General features: G+C 60.2%; 16 protein-coding genes. 9 read left to right on the top strand and 7 right to left on the bottom strand.

Features of this window, described 5'->3' with window-relative positions:
* The first annotated feature begins 46 nt into the window (after positions 1 to 46).
* The 3 genes from F6R97_RS04585 to F6R97_RS04575 are packed head-to-tail and all read left to right on the top strand — an operon-like array spanning position 47 to position 1,678.
* A complete protein-coding gene (locus F6R97_RS04585; RefSeq protein ID WP_038982739.1) occupies positions 47 to 838 on the top strand; it encodes a CbbQ/NirQ/NorQ/GpvN family protein in 792 nt (263 codons plus the stop codon).
* Complete coding sequence (locus F6R97_RS04580; RefSeq protein WP_050682843.1) at positions 822 to 1,409, top strand: cytochrome c oxidase subunit 3; 588 nt, start codon at positions 822 to 824, stop codon at positions 1,407 to 1,409. The genes F6R97_RS04585 and F6R97_RS04580 overlap by 17 nt, the downstream gene beginning before the upstream one ends.
* 11 nt (positions 1,410 to 1,420) lie before the next feature.
* Complete coding sequence (locus F6R97_RS04575; protein ID WP_050682844.1) at positions 1,421 to 1,678, top strand: cytochrome C oxidase subunit IV family protein; 258 nt, start codon at positions 1,421 to 1,423, stop codon at positions 1,676 to 1,678.
* A 15-nt stretch (positions 1,679 to 1,693) separates the two neighbouring features.
* On the opposite strand, the gene F6R97_RS04570 is transcribed toward F6R97_RS04575, so the two are convergent.
* The 4 genes from F6R97_RS04570 to F6R97_RS04555 are packed head-to-tail and all read right to left on the bottom strand — an operon-like array spanning position 1,694 to position 9,282.
* Positions 1,694 to 2,824, bottom strand: a complete 1,131-nt coding sequence (locus F6R97_RS04570) for a hypothetical protein (protein ID WP_315866126.1) — start codon at positions 2,822 to 2,824, stop codon at positions 1,694 to 1,696.
* A complete protein-coding gene (locus F6R97_RS04565) occupies positions 2,808 to 6,422 on the bottom strand; it encodes a toxin VasX (RefSeq protein WP_315866125.1) in 3,615 nt (1,204 codons plus the stop codon). Before F6R97_RS04565 ends, F6R97_RS04570 begins: the two co-directional genes overlap by 17 nt.
* Positions 6,419 to 7,285 (bottom strand): DUF4123 domain-containing protein, encoded by an 867-nt coding sequence (locus F6R97_RS04560; protein ID WP_038982842.1) that lies wholly within the window; start codon positions 7,283 to 7,285, stop codon positions 6,419 to 6,421. The genes F6R97_RS04565 and F6R97_RS04560 overlap by 4 nt, the downstream gene beginning before the upstream one ends.
* A complete protein-coding gene (locus F6R97_RS04555) occupies positions 7,282 to 9,282 on the bottom strand; it encodes a type VI secretion system tip protein VgrG (protein WP_315866124.1) in 2,001 nt (666 codons plus the stop codon). Before F6R97_RS04555 ends, F6R97_RS04560 begins: the two co-directional genes overlap by 4 nt.
* 300 nt (positions 9,283 to 9,582) lie before the next feature.
* On the opposite strand from F6R97_RS04555, the gene F6R97_RS04550 reads away from it, so the two are divergent.
* From F6R97_RS04550 to F6R97_RS04540, 3 genes are all read left to right on the top strand, one after another.
* A complete protein-coding gene (locus F6R97_RS04550) occupies positions 9,583 to 10,023 on the top strand; it encodes a c-type cytochrome (protein WP_038982840.1) in 441 nt (146 codons plus the stop codon).
* A gap of 3 nt (positions 10,024 to 10,026) precedes the next feature.
* Positions 10,027 to 11,454, top strand: coding sequence for a cbb3-type cytochrome c oxidase subunit I (locus tag F6R97_RS04545; protein ID WP_315866123.1), 1,428 nt, complete (start codon positions 10,027 to 10,029; stop codon positions 11,452 to 11,454).
* A 78-nt stretch (positions 11,455 to 11,532) separates the two neighbouring features.
* The gene (locus F6R97_RS04540) at positions 11,533 to 13,374 is read left to right on the top strand and encodes a nitric oxide reductase activation protein NorD (protein WP_315866122.1); all 1,842 of its coding nucleotides are present in this window, start codon (positions 11,533 to 11,535) and stop codon (positions 13,372 to 13,374) included.
* 217 nt (positions 13,375 to 13,591) lie between these two features.
* Here the strand turns inward: F6R97_RS04540 and F6R97_RS04535 are convergent, their stop codons facing one another.
* Both F6R97_RS04535 and F6R97_RS04530 read right to left on the bottom strand, forming a co-directional pair.
* Positions 13,592 to 13,792 (bottom strand): hypothetical protein, encoded by a 201-nt coding sequence (locus tag F6R97_RS04535; protein WP_038982834.1) that lies wholly within the window; start codon positions 13,790 to 13,792, stop codon positions 13,592 to 13,594.
* A complete protein-coding gene (locus F6R97_RS04530; protein ID WP_008075049.1) occupies positions 13,789 to 14,472 on the bottom strand; it encodes a Crp/Fnr family transcriptional regulator in 684 nt (227 codons plus the stop codon). Before F6R97_RS04530 ends, F6R97_RS04535 begins: the two co-directional genes overlap by 4 nt.
* Positions 14,473 to 15,089: 617 nt before the next feature.
* On the opposite strand from F6R97_RS04530, the gene F6R97_RS04525 reads away from it, so the two are divergent.
* Both F6R97_RS04525 and F6R97_RS04520 read left to right on the top strand, forming a co-directional pair.
* Entirely contained in the window at positions 15,090 to 16,280 is a 1,191-nt protein-coding gene (locus F6R97_RS04525) for an NnrS family protein (RefSeq protein WP_038982832.1), read from the top strand.
* Positions 16,281 to 16,308: 28 nt separating this feature from the next.
* Positions 16,309 to 16,746: a hypothetical protein gene (locus F6R97_RS04520; RefSeq protein WP_315866121.1), complete on the top strand. Its 438-nt coding sequence runs from the start codon at positions 16,309 to 16,311 to the stop codon at positions 16,744 to 16,746.
* Between the two features lie 75 nt (positions 16,747 to 16,821).
* On the opposite strand, the gene ytfE is transcribed toward F6R97_RS04520, so the two are convergent.
* Positions 16,822 to 17,496: an iron-sulfur cluster repair protein YtfE gene (gene ytfE / locus F6R97_RS04515; protein ID WP_038982829.1), complete on the bottom strand. Its 675-nt coding sequence runs from the start codon at positions 17,494 to 17,496 to the stop codon at positions 16,822 to 16,824.
* 154 nt (positions 17,497 to 17,650) lie between these two features.
* Between ytfE and norR the strand changes: the two genes are divergently transcribed.
* Positions 17,651 to 19,180 (top strand): nitric oxide reductase transcriptional regulator NorR, encoded by a 1,530-nt coding sequence (gene norR, locus F6R97_RS04510; RefSeq protein WP_038982827.1) that lies wholly within the window; start codon positions 17,651 to 17,653, stop codon positions 19,178 to 19,180.
* Positions 19,181 to 19,228 lie beyond the last annotated feature (48 nt).

The raw sequence follows: 19,228 nt of genomic DNA, 5'->3' as shown, positions 1-19,228 counted from the left end.
GGGCCCGTAGCGTGTGGCTTGAATCCGCTTTTGGAACAGACAGCCCATGGACCGAATCCAGTCTTGCGAACCCTTCTATCAACCGCTCAACAATGAGGAGGCGCTGTTCGAGCAAGCCTGGCGACACGGCATGCCGGTGCTGATCAAAGGCCCGACGGGATGCGGCAAGACCCGTTTCGTCCAGCACATGGCCCATCGGTTGAAACTGCCGCTGTACACCGTGGCTTGCCATGACGATCTGAGCGCCGCCGACTTGATTGGCCGCCATTTGATTGGTGCCCAAGGCACCTGGTGGCAGGACGGGCCACTGACCCGCGCGGTGCGTGAAGGCGGCATTTGTTATCTGGACGAAGTGGTCGAGGCGCGCCAGGACACCGTGGTGGTGTTGCATCCGCTGGCCGATGATCGTCGCGAGTTGTTCCTGGAACGCACCGGCGAAGTGCTGCAGGCGCCGCCCTCATTCATGCTGGTGGTGTCGTACAACCCCGGCTACCAGAACCTGCTCAAAGGCATGAAACCCAGCACCCGACAACGCTTCGTGGCGATGCGTTTCGGCTATCCGCCGGTGGCCGATGAAGAGCGCATTGTCGCCCGGGAAGCGCAGGTGGACAGCGCGCTGGCGGCGCAAGTGGTCAGGCTGGGGCAGGCCCTGCGAAGGCTGGATCAGCATGACTTGGAGGAAGTCGCCTCGACGCGGTTGCTGATTTTCACCGCGCGAATGATCCGCTCCGGCATGAGCCCGCGTGAGGCGTGCATGGCCTGCCTGGCCGAGCCGCTGAGTGATGATCCGCTGACGGTTGCGGCGCTGATGGACGTGGTTGATGTCCACTTCGGCTGAGTCCGGACGCGTTGCGCCGGGTCACTTGCCAGGCGATCTGGCGATGTGGTTTTTCATTCTGGCCGAGCTGTCGGTGTTCGCCATTCTGATTCTGACGTTCGCCGTGACCCAGGCACTCAAACCGCAGCTGTTCGGTGAAAGCCGTCAGTTGCTCAACACCTCTACCGGCCTGGCGATGACCCTGAGCCTGCTCACCGCCGGGCTGTTCGCCGCGCTGGCCCAGGAGCAAGTCAAGCGCTCCCGGTCTCGCCATGGCGCTGTCTACCTGCTGGCAGCCTTGCTCGCGGCCAGTGTCTACGTGGTGTTGAAGATCACCGAATACCAGCACTTGCTGGCCTCGGGGCTGGGCATGGAGCACAACACGTTTTTCACCCTCTACTGGATCCTCACCGGTTTTCATTTTCTCCATGTACTGCTCGGCATGGTCATCCTCGGATGGCTGGCCGAGCGTTGCCGTCGTGGCCTGTACAACGCCGCCAACCGCAGCGGGCTTGAATCGGGTGTGCTGTATTGGCACATGGTCGATCTGATCTGGGTGGTGTTGTTTCCGCTGGTCTACGTTCTGAATTGACGGAGGTTCTGATGTCGGCTTCCAGGTTTTTGCTGGTCTGCTGGGCAGCGCTGGCCACGTTAAGCGTGTGCACGGTGGTGCTGGCACAGATGGGCGCGACGCGGCTGCTGTCGGTGGCCATTTTGCTGGTGGCGGTTGGCAAGGCCTGGCTGATTGCCGATGGCTTTATGGAAATGCGCCATGCCCCGCGATTGTGGCGGCGGTTGATGGTGAGCTGGGCGTTGGTGTTGGCCGCCGTTGTGGGGCTGACGCTGGTGTTGGTCGGTTAATTAACCTGAAACAACTCATGCCCGACGTTTCTCGGACGGGTTCAAGCGCTGCACTTCAGCAAAGATCTCGGTAATCGGTCGGCGAGGTTGGCGTTTATGCAGCTGTCGGACCTGTTCGCTCAGGCGCAGCAGTTCTTCACTCGGTTTCGCCCATTGTTCCTTCGGCAGCGGTTCGGACCATTGGCGCATCACTTCGGGCATGGCGTGCGGGGCCATTTTCTGGAGGCGGCGGACTTCCCATTCGGTCAGGTGGTTGGGAATCGTCCACAGGGTCATGACGTGGTACAGGTACCAGAAGAAGCCGGACAGCCGGCTGCGTTGGCCGTCACGGATTTGCTGGTGCATACGCGCGCGGGCGTTGTGGAAAGTGTGCAGGCCTTCGTGGGGCGGGTCGTCGGGGCCTTGCAGGTCTTGCGGGTCCTGGATGGGTTTGAGGTCGTGGATTTCGTATTCCATGTAACCGCGAATGGCTTCCCAGTGGCTGATGGCCAGGGAAAGACCGAAGCAGGGGAATTCGACGCTGGTCAGGGTCTCGCCGTGCTGGAAACCGATGCCCATGCCGTACTGGCGATGGATGCCGTATTGGGTGGCGCCTTGGGCTTCGATGACCCAGGCGGATAGGGATTCCCAAGGGACGAAGATGGGGGCGGTGGCGTCTTCGGGCATGAAGCAGACTTCACGGCGTTGGCGGTTGAAGCGGGTAGGGATGATGGCGGCGCGTTTGTTGTGATAGTGGAGCCAAGTGCAAAGGAGGATGGCTAAGGCGGAGAAACCGGTTACTAGCGCGTAGCCATAGCCTTCATCGAATATGCCGGTCACCGAGTCCCAGATATCTTCCCAGCCGTAACCAAAAATCACCCCTAGGAACCCGGTAAATAGCGGAAACAGGAATGCAATCGAGAAGGCAACGCTGAATGGTCCACCTAATACGACCTGCCATGAAAACACTTGCGGTGAACCCAGTCCGAAGTCCATGTACACGTCATTCATTTCCCCGATATGCGGACCGTGCGGCGGCAGCGGTGTCGGCAACGGCAACGGCGCGAGATAGGTGATTCTCCCACTGGGAAACGGCTCAACATCGCCGGCTTTTCGGGATTGCTCAAGGTGCGGCGTAGGCAGGGAGCTATCAATCTTGGTGGGCATGGTCGGCCAGCTCCAGCAGATGGGTTTCAACCAGCAATAACGGTGGATGCTCGGTAACGGATTGAGGGGCCAACGCCGGAAAACGGCCCTCACCCCGAGGGTTCAGACGAATGACCCGAATGTGAGAAACCCACGCGCCGTTGGCGTTCAAGGTCTGGATACAGATCGCCAGCTCCAGTGTTTCGGACGCCGGGGTAAATTCGGAATCAGGATCCGAGGGATATTGCAGGCATAACACTAACCGATCAGGCTCTGCTTGCACGATGCGCAGGCTGCTTGCGACTTCCTCACTGATGACGTCCTTGCGTTCGCGCGGTACTCCACGACTGTGGAGGGGAACGGAAAGACGGTGGGCGCCGATCCCCAGGCGATGAGCCGGTTGTCCACTCAACGGTGGCTGAAACTCATTGAGTTTGAGCCCTGGCAGCACCAAATGGATGTCTTTGGGCTTGGCCTTTAACAGCAGATTTTTCAGCCAGGAGTCATGTTCGTTCGGACCCAGTTGCGCATACGGGGCGTGAAGCAAATAGGCCAGATAGCGTTGGTATTCATCCAGGGTATGGTTGCCGCGTGTCTCGGTGTCCAGGCTCCACGGCGTGGTTTTCAGCCACTTGTCATGGGCACTGATGTTGTAGCGGTTGTACAGCCAGGTGCCACCCAGTTCCAGCACAGTGAACAACGCACCGGCCAGATTGAAGCGGAAAAACACGGTCGAGAGACGGGTTCCCGCAGCGGCCCAGGCGGCGGTTCTTGCAGCGCTGTTTTTTGCGACCAGCACGTTAAACGCGGCACGACCGGTGTGATTCAAACCATAGGCATTGACGGTCGTCATGCCGGTCGCACCCGCGGTGGCAAGCGCTGCACTGTTCTGCGCTGCAGCATTCCCACTACGTGTCGCCTGTTGCCAATTCTGGTGGTGGTTGATGAGGCTGACCGTTGAAGATGCAAACCCAAAACCGTAGGTGAAAATTCCCAGTCCAACATGCAGCTTTCCCATCTGCACATGCACATTCTGCAAAGCGTGGTGTTGAAGTCCCGCGACGAGTGCAGCGCTACGTGCCTTCAGCGCGGTATCAGCCAGACTTTGCGCCGTTGTAAAACCTGCCGCTCCGGTAGTGGCGAGCGCGGCGAAGAAAGTGGCCCGTTTCTTGGGATCTTTGGTCTGATTCATCATCTCCCGATACACCGAAACCAAATTCACCCCCTGCACCAAAAACACCAACAACCCCATCCCCTCGCTCCGAATCAACTTCCCATTCGGCACCGAGCTAACCCCCAGCCGAATATCCTTCAGCAAACTCCGCACCTCCAACTGCTGCGCCGGCGGAAACACCACCGTCACCCCCGCCCGAGCCGGCGTCGCGCCGTACAGGCGCGCCGACTGATCCGGCAGCTCCGCAATCGGGCTCAGCGCCCCGGCCAACCGGCCTTCAAGTTGCGTCAATTGCCCGCGCACCCGCACGATCTCGCCCTGTAACTCCACCGCCCGTGGCGTCTTGTGCCCCTGGCGGTTTTTGTTGTGGGTGAGCTGATTACGTTCACGGGTCAGGGTCTTCAGGTAATCGCGCTCCCTGAGCAGTTCCTTGAGGTTGGTTTGCAACGCCGCGTGTTCTGCCGGGCTGGCGACGATGAAGGTCACGCCGGTGGTTTTCGCCGCATCGAGGATCCGCCCCGACAAGGCCTTGGGCAGGCGCCGGAACAGTTCGTCGAGGTCGGGGATTTTTTCGCCCGACAAGTCAAACCCTTCCAGCGCCCGGCTCAGGCCCAGGTTCAGCGCGGGGCTCAGGCTGTGCTGGGCTGCGTCCGCAACGGCGCGGGTGTGTTCGGGCAAATCGTCGAGGGCCGGCAGGTGCGGTTGTTCGATTTTCTGCAACTCGCCCAACCAGTGCGGCAGGTTTTTGAACACGCCCATGCCGGCGTTGAACAACGTCGTGTATTGCGCGGCTTGTTCAGGTTGTAAGCGAAGGGGCAAGGTGTAGAACAGTGGCCGGGTCAATTCCGGGTGTTTTTCCAGATAGCCCAGCAGGGCTTCGCTGGCGTGGTCACTGCGGCAGATGTCCTTGAGGCAGGCGTATTCGGCGCTGAAGGCCTGACCCAGTTGTGTTGGTTCGTGCGCATCGTAATACCAGGCCGAACGGTGGTAACGCCCGGCGCACACCAGCATCGTGCGGTCGGCGGTGATGCGCTCGAGCAGGCGGTTCCAGCGGCTGAGGTCGTCGCGGTGCTGAAACAGCTCAGTGTCCATGGCCTCCCGGTCGATGAAATCGTTGACCCCGCGCTTTCCGCTCAGTACCGGGCCTTCGAGCACGTCCCGGATGCGCCGGTTGTTCTCCTGGCCGAGGTTGATCAGGGTTTGCAGGTGGCGGTCGACGAAGTCGGCGGGGGCGGCTTCGAAATGCTGGCGCGTGTAATAACGCCGGTCCGCTTCTGCAATGGCGCGGTTTTCGGCCGTGAAATCGGGGGCGAGGCTGTCGAACCTGCTGATCTCGCGCGCGTGGTCTATAGCTTTATCGCGCAACTGCTCCAATTCCGGCGTTGCCGGTACATTCGAAGGCTCGATGTTGCCACCCTTGTTCAGGTAGTCGAGCAAGGCATTGCGGGTGTTTTCCCGCTCCGGTTCGGGCAATTGTTCCAGATCGGCGAACAACGCTTTAACGCGTGGATCGTCGCTGGCGTCGGCCAGTTTGCCGACATCCACCGGGCTGAGCTGGCTCAAGGATTCGATGTAACAAGCCAGCAGGTAATCGCGTTCGTTGTTGTCGGCATTGCTCCAGTCGTCGACCCAACCGACCACGGTGTCTTGATACTCGGCCAGATCGCGCAGCACACCGAGGTCGTCCTGCACCACGAGGAACAGCGTGTCATCCTGATAAGGCGGGCGCACCCGCCCGAGAAACTCGCCAATGTGCGCCTCGCGAAAGCGCCGAGGCTGTTCCCACAAATAGGGTTCCCGTTCGTGCTCGGGGGCATCGCTGACGTGCACCGTCGGCAATAGAACGGCGTCCGGCTCGTCGGCACTTTGCTCCGTTTGCGTTTGAGTGGCTGCGTCCGTCGCAATCTCCGCCAGCCACTGTTTGCCTTGCGCGACCGTCAGCACGTGCTCGCCACCGGTTTCGCAATCGACCGGGCCGAGATCGACGACCTGCATGAAGTGTTCGCGTTCGTGGGAGCTGTCGAGCACTTGCATGCATTTGGCCACTGTCCATTGCACTTCGGCGAAGCTCACATGCAGGATGCTGCGTCTTGAAAATACCAGTGCGGGACGCTCTTCGATGGGCGTGCGCCGATCACCGGAAACCTTGGCGCCCTTGTGCAGCAGGGCGCTGACCATTCCATTGAGTACCTGATATTCGTGCAGGTGGCCGGTCATGCTGTCGATGACGTACAACCAGCCATCGCGCAGCAAACGGATGCCCACCGGGCGTGTAGTCAGGGCATAGGGCAGCTTCAGTTCGGCACTCGGGTCGAGGGGCTTTTCCACCAATCCATAGCGTAAGGGCAATAGCTGAACGTGGGTTTGCCGCAAGGGGCAGGCGCCGGGAGAGCCGATGGCGGATTTCGAAGCGGCAGCCGCAGCAAGGTTCGCAGGGTGGGTCATGAGCGTCCTCCTTGGCTGGCCCAGCGCTGGGCCAGATCAGCGGCCAGCGCCACGCGCTCGCCGGGGGATTGCAGTGAAGGCGTGTGGAGCAAATGGGCGATAGATGGATGTTGTTCGAGCGCTGTGTCGCCCAGCCAGGCCACGACGTTGGCGTAGTGGAGAAGCTCGGATTGGCTGCTCAGGCCCAAGGCGCCGGCCTCGGCCTCCAGCTGTTCGAGCATTGGCCAACGCTGAGCTACTGTTTCGCTGCCATGGCGTTCGGGAAAGTAATTGAGCAAATGGGCGTCGAGTTCGAGCAGCGAGCGGCGCCGATCAACACGGTCCAGTGCTGCATTGAGTTCATGGCTCAGGCGATAGGGCGTCGGCAGTGCCGGGCATTCTGGCAGTCGGGGTTGATGACGCTGCCAATGGGCGCTGACGCTATCGGCCATCACCACACAGGAAAGGGGACCAAACAAACGCTGATCACCGCTATCGAACAACGCCTGCGCCACGGCCGCATCGGCCAGGCGCAAAACCACCGGCAGACCTTCGGGCAACTCAACGGTCAGCAGTTTGCGTAAATGTTGAGCGACGTCATGCGCAGGCAGGGGGCTGAACAACAGCACTCCCCATTCTTCGTGCGCTTGTTGCAGGTAGAACTGAAAAACCGCTTCGTCAGGATGTGGGATTTCCACCAGCAGCGGTGAGATATCCCGCAGTGCGGTGAAGGGCGCGCTGTCATACAGCGCAACAGTGCTTACGGCGGGACTGAGTTTTTTCAAGCGCTGCGGCAAATCGCTGAAGGTCGTGCCGTCCAGCAACAGGAAAGCCTGTTGCTCGCTCCAGGGCAGGTCTTCAGGCAGGGAAGTCGAGAGGCTCATGCTTGGGCGGCCTCACAAATCAGGCAACGCGAGGCGCGGGTTGAAATCAGCGCATGGCGTTGCCGGGCCGCATCGAACGTCACTTTCAGCAAGGGCAAGGCGCCCGGCATCAGAGGCTCCGCCGGCATGCTCACGGGCGGGGAACCGCCCTGCAGAATCGGCACGCTGCTGAAAATTCCTTCCGGCCCTAGCGTCAGCCATTGACCGCCACCCATGAGCGCCAGGCGCGTTCCGCCATTGATGACGACTTGTTGTCCGGCGCTGAGGTGAATCTGCTGCAGGGCGCTCAGTCGCTGACTGGCGACGCGAATCTGTTGATCCCCCTGGACCAACAGGTGGTCGTCCTGTTTGAGTTCGGTCAAGCGGTTGCCATGGGTCAGGTGATGTTCTTCGCCGCGCAGGTCGTGGCTGGCGAGGCCGCCGATAACCACGGTGCGTTGGTTGTCGACTTGAATGCGTTCGTCATTGAGGACCAACTGCACGAAATCGCGCTGGGCACGCAGGGCAATCTCTTCGGCACCTTTTCGGTCCTCGATGCGCAACTCGTTGTAACCGCCCCCACCGGGGCTGCTCTGACTGCGATAAATGCTACGGGTGTGCTCGGCCGGCAAATCCAGTGGTACCGGTGTCGCGGCGTTGGGCAGGCAGGCAACGACGACGGGTTTGTCTGGATCGCCATCAGTGAAGCCCACCAGCACTTCCATGCCGACTCGCGGGATCTGCACGCTGCCGTAACGGTCATGGGCCCAGCCAGTGGCGACTCGCAGCCAGCAACTCGATTGTTCGTTGTCCTGGCCGTCGCGGTCCCAGAGCAACTGGACTTTGACCCGACCGTACTGATCACAATAAATCTCTTCACCGGGCGGCCCCGTGACGACTGCATGCTGATTGCCCGTTATCCGAGGCTTGGGGTGTTCAAGGGCCGGTCGGAATACCACGTCCCACGGTGTAGCGACAAAGTGGTTACGGTAGCCCTGACTGAAGCCATCCTGCGGACGACTGTCGGTGATCGACTCTTCCAACACTTGGGGTTGTAAGCCGACATGATCGACTTCAGTCAACAACCACAGGCCATTGCGGTCAGCGCGTGGGTGCTCGGTCATCTCGACAAAATGGCCGCTGCGCATAGCGCTTTGATCACTGCGCCCATCGGCTCGCCGGTAATCGGCGCGGTGGCGCTCCAATGCCCGATTGGCCAGATGTTTACCACGGTCTCGATGGGTGAACTGGCCTGGAAAGGTGTAGTCCTCAAGGTGTGGCTGCAGCGGGACTTCAATTTCGCTGTCCAGTTGCAGGCGCGGTTTTTCGAAGTCGTAATCACGCCGGCTGATGTGGGTCGGGCGGGTATTCAGGCGCAGCTTGAATTGGTCAATCACCGGCGCTTCGGCGACCATACCGCTGTCTTGCCTGTACGCGGTTGACTGGTCTGGTTTCGAAAAGCTGGTCTGATCGTCGCCGAACACCAGCACATGCCCATTAGCGCTGTGCTGAAAGTGAAAGTGCAAACCTTCTTCCTCACACAGCCTTTGAACGAAGTGCAGGGCCGTCTCGTACTGAACGCAATACAGCCGTGGCCGGTACTCGGCGCTCAACTGAAAGCGCCAGGTATCGGCCTGCATTCCTTGGTCTTTCAGCACGCTGGCAATGATTTGCGGCACGCTCTGGTGCTGAAAAATACGCTGGTTGTGGCAGTGGGTGAGATAGGCGAGGTGGGGCACCAGGGTCATCTGATAGCGGGTCAGGCGTTTGCCTGAATCGCCTTGGGCGATTTGATAGACCTGCCCATGAATGCCGGCGCCGTCAGGACCGAAGCGCAGAAAAGCCGAGCGATGCATCAGGTCGTCGAGGTCGAGGTCGGGGCGTTCGCTGACCAGTTCGAGATTGACTTCGTAGGGCTGGTTGAGCGCTTCCTTGGCGCGGAACTCGAGTACCTGAAGGTCGTGGGGAAAACCTTCAATGTCGAGTGTGAAAACGACGGGTTCGGCGGCGCTGAACATCCACATGTCCCTGTGTCTATTTGAATACACGGAACTGTGCGTGGATCGACAAATTGGTGATGTCAGACGAGTCCATGTTTAGCGTAGGACGCTTCCGTTAAGCCGGATCGTTGTCGAAGGCTCCGACCTGACGAGGAAAGCTCCGTAGGAAACAAAGTAAAGTCGCGAGCAGGCATCGCCACCGGTGAGCTTTCTGGCGCCAATACCCGACCAAAACCATCTGCCTTTCTTGATCGCCATCAAGCAGGTTTCAATCCTTCGCTTCCTATCATGGGCACGCCAAGCAAAGAGGAAGCGACCATGTCAGAGACCTTCACCAAAGGCATGGCCAGGAATATCTACTTCGGGGGAAGCATCTTCTTCTTCCTGATATTCCTGGCCTTGACCTATCACACGGAACAGACCTTTCCAGAGCGCAGCAATGAAGCGCAGTTAACCGAATCAGTGATCCGCGGCAAGACGGTCTGGGAGCAAAACAACTGCATCGGCTGCCACACGCTGCTGGGCGAGGGCGCCTACTTTGCGCCTGAGCTGGGCAACGTGTTCCAGCGGCGCGGCGGGGAGGCGGGGTTCAAACCCTTTCTGCATGCCTGGATGAAAATGCAGCCGCTGGGCGTACCGGGCCGGCGAGCGATGCCGCAGTTCAAGTTGAGCGAGCAGGAGGTGGATGACATCGCCGAGTTCCTCAAATGGAGCTCGAACATCAACACCAATGGCTGGCCGCCAAACAAGGAGGGCTAAGCGATGAGCATTGCTAATCCGCATCTGAAATTCGCCTCGCAAGCCGTGGCCAAACCGTACTTCGTGTTCGCCCTGATGCTGTTTCTCGGTCAGGTGCTGTTCGGTTTGATCATGGGCGTGCAATACGTGATAGGGGACTTTCTGTTCCCGATCATTCCCTTCAACGTGGCGCGGATGGTGCACACCAACCTGCTGATCGTCTGGCTGCTGTTCGGTTTCATGGGCGCCGCCTACTACCTGATTCCGGAAGAGGCCGACCGCGAACTGCACAGTCCGAAGTTGGCGATCATTCTGTTCTGGGTATTCGCCGCCGCGGGCGTGCTGACGATCCTCGGCTATCTGCTGGTGCCTTATGCGGGCCTGGCCAAACTGACCCACAACGAGTTGCTGCCGACCATGGGCCGGGAGTTCCTGGAGCAGCCGACCATCACCAAGATGGGCATTGTGGTGGTGTGCCTGGGCTTTCTCTACAACATCGGCATGACCCTGCTCAAAGGTCGCAAGACCACCGTCAGCATGGTGATGATGACCGGGCTGATCGGCCTTGCGGTGTTCTTCCTGTTCTCCTTCTATAACCCCGGCAATCTGGCCCGCGACAAGTTCTACTGGTGGTGGGTGGTGCATCTTTGGGTGGAAGGCGTGTGGGAACTGATCATGGGGTCGATGCTCGCTTTTGTCCTGATCAAGATCACCGGGGTCGACCGGGAAGTCGTGGAGAAATGGCTGTACGTGATCATCGCCATGGCGCTGATTACCGGGATCATCGGCACCGGTCACCACTTCTTCTGGATTGGTGCGCCTGAGGTCTGGTTGTGGGTAGGCTCGATCTTCTCGGCACTCGAACCGCTGCCGTTCCTGGCCATGGTGATCTTTGCCTTCAGCATGGTGAAGAACCGTCGCCGGCAACACCCGAACCGCGCCGCCACACTGTGGGCCAAGGGCACCACGGTCACCGCGTTCTTCGGTGCGGGTGTCTGGGGTTTTCTGCACACCCTGGCACCGGTCAACTTCTACACCCACGGTTCGCAACTGACGGCGGCGCACGGGCACCTGGCCTTCTACGGTGCTTACGCGATGATCGTGATGACCTTGATCAGCTACGCCATGCCGCGGTTGCGCGGGTTGGGTGAAGCCGCTGATGAGCGTTCACAGACCTACGAAATCTGGGGCTTCTGGTTGATGACCCTGTCGATGGTGATGATCACGCTGTTCCTCACCGCTGCCGGTGTCGTCCAGGTTTACCTGCAACGCTGGCAGGCCGACGGGATCGCGTTGCCGTTCATGGCCACGGTCGAACATCTGCAGGTGCTGTTCTGGGCGCGTCTGGGCGCTGGTCTCGGGTTCTTCGCCGGGCTCGGGTGTTACCTGTTCAGCTTCAAGCAGCGTAGCCGCGCCGCGTTGCGCGCCCCGGCTGCAGTTGTACCTTCATGAACGAGTGCAATGGCTAGAAAAGGTCGGCCCGGCTGATACAGCGGGCCGTTTTTTTGGTTTCCGGGAAGGGCAAGTATCATGGCGTTTACCGTCGAACTGGAAGAGTGGGTAGGCAGTGTCTGGCATCGTTTCATCACTCGGCGTGCCAGCCCGGACTTCCCTGAAGCGCGGGTTGAACTGGCCAGCCAGCAACGCCCGCTGGCGCTGTTGTTTCGTGCCATGGGCGGTGCCAATGGCATTGGTGTGGAAGCCGCCAGCGACCGCGATCTGCTGTTGCGCCGAAACGTGTTGCAGCAGATCGCCGGTACCTGCAAACAAGTACCGTTGGCGTGGTGTGACGCGAGTAATTTGCGGCTGCCATCGAGCCTGGCGGTCTTCCCTGAAGTCGCACTGAATGAGGAACTCTATCGCTGGCTCGCGTTGCTGGCGGCACAGGCCGGGCCGATGCGTCACTGGGGGCGGGACAATCAACGCTGGACGCAACAGTTGTTGCGACGCTATCCCGCGCTGCGTACTCGCTATAAACGTCTGGTCGATGCCCATCTGCAATTGCGCCCCGATCCGACCTCATTGAACGCTAGCGAAGCGGCACTGGAACGGGCGTTATGCCAGGCGCTGCGCGAACCCGGCAGTGTCGAACATTTTCCTCGCAGCGAACGGGCCGCGTGGCCGCTGCCGCTGTGGTTGTACCCGCCACAAAACCTCGCCAGCCCGCAGGCTGCCGATCTGGGCGATGAATCCGAAGAGTCTTTGACCACGCCACCCGGCGAGCAGAAAGGCGGAAGCAAACGAGCCAAGCGGATCGATGAAAGCAGCCGTGAAGGCGGGTTGTTAATCGTGCGCCTGGAGAACCTGTTCAGCTGGACCGAGCACGTCGACCTGGATCGCTGGTCGGACGACAGCGAAGACCCGGACGCGGCCAGAGTCGCCGAGGACCTGGACGAATTGAGTCTGTCGCGCACCCGTCTGCGCAAGGGCGGCGGTCTCAAGCTGCACCTGGATTTGCCACCGGCCGATATCGACGATATTCCCCTCGGCGAGGGCATCAAGTTGCCGGAGTGGGACTACCGCAAACAACAAATGCAGGACAGCTTCGTCAATCTGCAAATGATGGTGCCCCGCGACTGTGAGGCACAGCCATTGCCTTTACGGCTGAAGGCCTCGGCGCACCGCTTGCGGCGCCAATTCGAGCATCTGCGTAATGACCGCCAGTGGTTACGCCAGCAACCTCAGGGCTCAGAGCTCGACATGCAGGCCTGGTTGGATTTTCACGTTGAGCGCGAGCATGGCCAGTGTGCCGAACGCGGTCTGTTCATGGAGCAACGGCAGACCCGCCGCGACCTGGCGTGCCTGTTGCTGGCCGACGTGTCGATGTCCACCGACGCCCACCTGAACGATGAGCACCGCGTCATCGATGTCATCCGCGACAGCCTGCTGCTGTTCGGCGAAACCTTGTCGGTGCTGGGTGATGATTTCGCCTTGTACGGGTTTTCCTCGCTACGTCGTCAGCAAGTGCGCATGCAGGAACTCAAGTCGTTCACCCAGCGTTATGACGACAACACCCGAGGTCGCATTCAAGGGCTCAAACCGGGGTATTACACGCGCATGGGCGCCGCCATTCGCCAGGCCACGCAACTACTGGGCACGAGCAAGCGGCGCAGCAAACTGTTGCTGCTGCTCACGGATGGCAAACCGAATGATCTGGATTTGTATGAGGGCCGCTACGGTGTTGAAGACACCCGCGAGGCGGTGCTGGAGGCGCGGCGTCAGGGGCTGACGCCGTTCTGTATCACGATCGATCGCGAGGCCGGGGATTACCTGCCGTACATGTTTGGCGCCAATGGCTACACCTTGATCCGTCAGCCTGAGCAGTTACCTCTGCGTCTGCCGCAGTTGTATCGTCAGCTGACTCAACCGTGATGTCCTTGGCCACCTGGGTACATGTAGCAACTGCCGAGCCTGCAAAGCGCAGACTCTGTGGCGAGGGGGCTTGCCCCCGTTGGGTCGCGAAGCGGCCCTAACCTGGTGATCACGTTGTGGCAGATAAAACACACTGGCTGTTTTTACGACTGCTTCGCAGCCGAACGGGGGCAAGCCCCCTCGCCACAGGTGTGGGATTGAAAATTGCGGTATGGCATCAGGAGATGCTGCGCGGCAGCCAGAAAAACATCGTCACGCAGAAGATTGTCAGGCCGATGCAGAACCACTTGAATCGGCGCAACCGACGTTGCGCTACAAGTGCGGCCAATGCCGGCAGGGGCATGCCGCATTGGTGGCACTCGATCTTTTGTGGTGGGTTGGCATGTTGGCAATACAGGCAGACGGGCATGGCGCTCACTCGAACTGTTCCAGGCGCAGACGATCAAGAATGGCGATCTGACGGCCGTCCTGAGTGATGATGTTTTCATCGATCAAGCGGCGGATGATCCGCGAAAAGGTTTCCGGCTGGATCGACAGATGCCCGGCAATCAGTTGCTTGGCCATCGGCAGCTCGAATTGGCTGTCTACGGTTTGCTGGCGCACCAGTTGCGTGAGCAGATAACGCACGACCCGGTGGGTGGCGTTTTTTAGTGACAGGGTTTCGATTTCGTTGACCCGTTGATGCAAGCGAACGCAGAGCTTACCCAGCAGTGCAAAGGTCAGCCGACTATTGCTCTGCAGCAGGCGCATGTAAGTGCTGTTGGATAACCGGTAAAGCTGGGTGGGGCAGATCGCTTCGGCCGAGGCCACATAGTTCGGGGTGTCCATCAGCATCATCGCCTCGGCGAAGGTTTGTCGATCGCTGATGACCTCAAACACTTTCTCCTGCCCATCGGGTGTCAGCCGGTAGATTTTCACCGCGCCGGCAATGATGAAATAGAACGAATCGGCCGGCTCACCCTGACGGAACAACGGCTCGCCCTTGTCGATGCTCAGCAAGTGGCTGGTACTCATCAGTTCATCCAGCTGTTCTTCGTTCAACGGCTCGAACAAGTGATGACTGCGCAGAATCTGGTGATGGACGCGATGAAGCACCATGAGAATTCATCCTGAAAATAGAGAAGGGGGATCAGGTCAGACGAGACCCAGGGATACGCCGCTGGCCAGGGCCAGGATTGAGGTCAACACAACAAACCAGGCCAGTGGCTGGATGACTTTTTTCATGACGACTCCGGGTAATCGAGAGGGATCCAGGATTTTTAAAAGGTTGCCCATGCTGAGCAAGACGCGGGCCAGGCTTGGAGGGCCCTGCTTATTGGGGTTCTCAGGCGTGAGGGTAAAAAAGACTATGCTGTGTAGGGTTTAAATAACCCTCAAATGGTCATTTTTACCCTGACGACCGATCACCTTTGTGGCGAGGGGGCTTGCCCCCGTTCGGCTGCGCAGCAGTCGTAAAACCGGCTGAGGGGTTCTATCTGACGCGCCGGGGATGCCGATTCTGGGAGCGCTTCGCACTCCAACGGGGGCAAGCCCCCTCGCCACAGGGCCACCATGCTCCCAGTCCAGACAGGTTCGAATGAGCATCGGGGCACGTCCCTTGCACACTTGATCTATGACAAAGGCAATGAATCGGTAATACCCGATGATTGCCCATGGATTTACCTCGGCGCGTGCGGATTGGCGCCAGGTCAGCAAACAGGTAGAGGAGTGGCTTTATGCAAGTGCTTGACCGCCGTAAAGCGATGGCAATCGCGCCGCTGTTACGGCTGGCCTTTCGGCCGTTTTTCCTCGCCGGCTGCCTGTTGGCGGTGCTGGCCATTCCGCTGTGGCTGGCGGCTTTTGGTGGTTCGATTTCCGACTGGCAGCCGGCAGGCGGTTGGCTGGGCTGGCATCGGCATGAATTGCTGTTCGGGTTCGGCTTGGCGATTATCGCGGGCTTTCTGCTGACGGCCGTGCAGACCTGGACCGGTCGCCCCGGCCTCAGCGGTAAACCGTTGGCCGCTCTGGCGCTGCTGTGGTTATTGGCGCGCGTGGCCTGGCTGGTCAATGCACCGTGGCCGTTGCTCGCGGTGCTGGAACTGGCGTTCCCGTTGGCGGTGGCCGCGCTCATGGGCTTCACCTTGTGGAAGGTGCGGCAGAAACGTAACTACCCGATTGTGGTGGTGTTGCTCTTGTTAGCGGCGGCCGACGGGTTGTCCCTGTACGGCCTGGTCGAAGGACATGAAGGCTGGCAGCGCCAAGGCGTGCTGACCGGCATTTGGCTGGTGGCGGCGATGATGGGGTTGATCGGTGGGCGGGTGATTCCGTTCTTCATCCAGCGTGGCCTCGGCAAGGTCGATGGCGTTACCCCTTGGCCCTGGCTGGATTGGCTGCTGCTGATTGGCTCGCCCCTCGTGGCGTTGTTATATGCCGTCGGACCTGCGCTTGCCCCCAATCTCTGGGTGGGCCTGTTGTTCGCCGTGTTGACCGCAGGGCATCTGGTGCGCCTGGTTCGCTGGCATGATCGCGCCCTCTGGCACGTGCCGTTGCTGTGGTCGTTGTACCTGGCTTATGGCTGGTTGGCGGTGGCTTGTTTGGGGATGGCGCTGTGGCATTTCGGCGTGCCGATCAACCCGAGTCTGGCGGTGCATTGCCTGACCATCGGTGCCATGGGCGGCCTGGTGCTGGCGATGATCGCCCGAGTCAGCCTCGGGCATACCGGCCGTGCGCTCGAGCCGCCATCGGGGATGACCCTGGCGTTCATCTTGCTCAACCTCGCGTGCCTGAGCCGGGTCGTGTTGATCGAGTTCTTTCCCTTGCCGGCATTGTGGTTGGCCGGTCTGTGCTGGGCACTGGCGTTTGCGCTGTACGCCTGGCGCTATGGGCCGATGCTGTTGCGGGCCCGGGTCGACGGTCATCCGGGATGAGCACGCGAACTGACAGAGGCGGGCGCTGATGTATCCCTTTTTACTGGTCACGCATTTGCTGGCAGCGATTGCCTTCATCGGCACGCTGTTTTTCGAAGTGATTATCTGGCATCGAGCGCGCCAGCAGTTGGCGGATACCGCGCAATCCACGGCGGATCAGGCGATTGCCGTGCGTTCGCGCAAGGTGCTGCATGGGGTGGTGTTGCTGTTGTATGGCGCCGGCATCGGCCTGGCGTGGCAGTACCGGGGCGCATTGAGTCAGCCGCTGGCCAGCAATTTTGGCACGTTGTTGAGTCTGAAAATTATCCTGGCCCTGAGCATCATCGGCCATTACTTGCTGCTGGCCTATTGGCTGACCCATGCGCGCCTGACCGCGACTCGCGCCACCTGGATTCGCCGCAGCATCCTCGGGCACATGGTGTTGATCGTGATCCTGGCCAAGGCGATGTTCTATTGGCATGGCTGATCACAAGCCGTTCCGGATAAACAAAACCCGCGTCAACCGGTGGGCTGGCGCGGGTTGGGTGTGACAGGCAATTGATCAGTGACGAGGGTTCAGGGCGTTGATGAACAGCACGTTGTTTTCCAGATGGATGTGTTGCATCAGGTCGTCTTTGAATTCCAGCAGCCCGCGATAGAGGGCGCGCCAGGTGTTACAGGCATCGGCAGGCGGGATGATGTGATTGGTCAGGGCGAGCATTTTTTCCAGGGCTTCGCCATGTTGATCATGTTCGAAGCGCAGCACCTGGATCGGCGGCGCCGCTTGAGCACCGATGCCTTGTTGCAGCATCGGGAACAACACCTGTTCTTCCTTGAGCATGTGGCCTTCGAGCTCTTGTTGCATGTCGGTCAGAAGATCGGCCAGGCCGTTGGGGCAACTGCTGCGCGCACCATGGACCTGCTCGACGCGGCGGGCCAGGCGGATCAGTTCCGGCAATTGCTCGCGGTGGCGGGCGTGGTAGCGCGCCAGAAGGTGGGCGATCAACAGTTCCAAAGGTTCGTTACGCCAGTCGTGCTGGGTTTCACCGGCGTCTTGCAGAATGTTCAGGGCGTCGGCAATCAGGACCGGATCGAGGTGTTTGCCAAGGGCCGCTTCACGCAGGCTTTTATGCCCGCCGCAACAGAAGTCCAGTTTGAAGGTGTGGAAGATCCGGGTGGCACCGGGAATGTCGCAGGCCAGTTGGCCGAGGCTTTGTTCCAATAGGGTCTGGCTCATCAGGGTTCCTTGTTTGGGTTTCAACGGTTCTCCAGGTCCATTGCATCCGGCATGCCATATTTAAGTGATTGAAAAACATCGATTAATTTTTAGTTGTGGTGATAGGCACCCTGACGCTTCAGGGTGAATCCAACCATAGAGGGTGATTACTACCATGCTGCGAGAAAGCCTGGCAGCCGACCTGATCGTCGAGTTGCCCAATGCCGTGCGGTTGCAACGATTGGTCCAGACCCTGCGCGAATACTTCAACAGTGGTGCCGTAGGCTTGTTGCGTCTGGATGACGACAGCCTCAGGCCCGTGGCGACAGTGGGGCTGGTTCATGAAGCGTTGGGGCGCCGGTTCGTCATCGCCCAACATCCCCGGCTGGCGGCAATCATGGCGTCGCGCGAGCCGACCTGGTTCGAACCCGACAGTCGCCTGCCGGACCCCTATGACGGCTTGCTCGATAACCACGTCGGCGAACCGCTGCCGGTGCATGACTGCATGGGCGTGAGCCTGTATGTCGAGGGGCGGATCTGGGGTGCGATCACTCTCGATGCGCTGCACGCCGGGACCTTCGACAGCCGGGCGCGGGAAGAGCTCAAGCGCTGTACCTTGCAGATCGAAGCCGCCGTGCGGGTCACCCGACTGGAACAGGAAAACCGCAGCTTGCGCCTGTCCCGCAGCGATCCCCAAGACTTGCGAATGCCGGTCGAGGAGGGCGAGATCCTCGGGCAGAGTGAGGTATTGCATCAGTTGCTCAATGAGCTGGATGTACTGGCCGACTCCGATCTGCCGGTGTTGCTGTTGGGCGAGACCGGCGTCGGCAAAGAGCTGTTCGCCCGGCGCTTGCATCGTCTTTCTAGGCGCCACCACAAACCGCTGATACACGTTAACTGCGCCGCTTTGCCGGAGTCGCTGGCAGAGAGTGAGTTGTTCGGGCATGTCAAAGGCGCGTTTTCCGGCGCCACCAGTGACCGTGCCGGACGCTTTGATGCCGCCAACGGTGGCACGCTGTTTCTCGATGAAGTCGGTGAATTGCCATTGGCCGTGCAAGCGAAGTTGCTGCGCACCCTGCAGAACGGCGAAATCCAGCGCCTCGGCGCCGACAAGCCGCTGCACGTCGATGTGCGGATCATCGCCGCCACCAACCGGCACCTGCCGGACAGCATCCGCGACGGCTTGTTTCGCGCCGATCTGTATCACCGGCTCTCGGTGTATCCGGTGCCGATTCCGCCGCTGCGCGAGCGCGGTAATGATGTGTTGATGCTGGCCGGGCATTTCCTTGAACTCAATCGGGCGCGGCTCGGCCTGCGTGGTTTGCGCCTGTCGCCGGCGGCCGAGCGCGCGCTGCTGCTTTATACCTGGCCGGGCAATGTGCGTGAACTGGAACACGTGATCAGTCGGGCCGCGTTGAAGCAGCTCAGTCGCGGTACGAGTCGCGCGTTGATCATGACGCTGGAGCCTGAAATTCTCGATCTCGACAGCGCGATGGCGGCATCGGGGGCGGTGGTCGAACCATCCCCGGACGTTACGGCTGATCTGCCGTTCCAGCCCTTGGGCGAAGCCGTCGACGATTACCAGCGCAAGAAAATCCTCCAGGCCCTGAGCCTGTCCGGGGAAAACTGGGCCAGCGCCGCGCGAATCCTGGAAGTCGACCCCAGCAACCTGCACAAACTGGCGCGGCGGCTGCGTCTCAAGTAGGCGACAGTGTTGATGGCGGTCAAGGTGGTCTCGCGCAGTGCCTCGCAC

Source organism: Pseudomonas sp. JV414, from assembly GCF_032424305.1.
GTDB classification, from domain to species: Bacteria; Pseudomonadota; Gammaproteobacteria; order Pseudomonadales; family Pseudomonadaceae; genus Aquipseudomonas; species Aquipseudomonas lini.
The sequence above is the reverse complement of the archived record's forward strand: the minus strand, read 5'-3'. Positions and strand labels throughout refer to the sequence as shown.

Coding starts and splice junctions, on each gene's coding strand:
- F6R97_RS04585 (WP_038982739.1), top strand. CDS start 47: ATGGACCGAATCCAGTCTTGCGAACCCTTCTATCAACCGCTCAACAAT.
- F6R97_RS04560 (WP_038982842.1), bottom strand. CDS start 7,285: ATGAGCCTCTCGACTTCCCTGCCTGAAGACCTGCCCTGGAGCGAGCAA.
- F6R97_RS04520 (WP_315866121.1), top strand. CDS start 16,309: ATGTATCCCTTTTTACTGGTCACGCATTTGCTGGCAGCGATTGCCTTC.
- F6R97_RS04540 (WP_315866122.1), top strand. CDS start 11,533: ATGGCGTTTACCGTCGAACTGGAAGAGTGGGTAGGCAGTGTCTGGCAT.
- F6R97_RS04570 (WP_315866126.1), bottom strand. CDS start 2,824: ATGCCCACCAAGATTGATAGCTCCCTGCCTACGCCGCACCTTGAGCAA.
- F6R97_RS04565 (WP_315866125.1), bottom strand. CDS start 6,422: ATGACCCACCCTGCGAACCTTGCTGCGGCTGCCGCTTCGAAATCCGCC.
- F6R97_RS04575 (WP_050682844.1), top strand. CDS start 1,421: ATGTCGGCTTCCAGGTTTTTGCTGGTCTGCTGGGCAGCGCTGGCCACG.
- ytfE (WP_038982829.1), bottom strand. CDS start 17,496: ATGAGCCAGACCCTATTGGAACAAAGCCTCGGCCAACTGGCCTGCGAC.
- F6R97_RS04555 (WP_315866124.1), bottom strand. CDS start 9,282: ATGTTCAGCGCCGCCGAACCCGTCGTTTTCACACTCGACATTGAAGGT.
- F6R97_RS04525 (WP_038982832.1), top strand. CDS start 15,090: ATGCAAGTGCTTGACCGCCGTAAAGCGATGGCAATCGCGCCGCTGTTA.
- F6R97_RS04580 (WP_050682843.1), top strand. CDS start 822: ATGTCCACTTCGGCTGAGTCCGGACGCGTTGCGCCGGGTCACTTGCCA.
- F6R97_RS04545 (WP_315866123.1), top strand. CDS start 10,027: ATGAGCATTGCTAATCCGCATCTGAAATTCGCCTCGCAAGCCGTGGCC.
- norR (WP_038982827.1), top strand. CDS start 17,651: ATGCTGCGAGAAAGCCTGGCAGCCGACCTGATCGTCGAGTTGCCCAAT.
- F6R97_RS04530 (WP_008075049.1), bottom strand. CDS start 14,472: ATGGTGCTTCATCGCGTCCATCACCAGATTCTGCGCAGTCATCACTTG.
- F6R97_RS04550 (WP_038982840.1), top strand. CDS start 9,583: ATGTCAGAGACCTTCACCAAAGGCATGGCCAGGAATATCTACTTCGGG.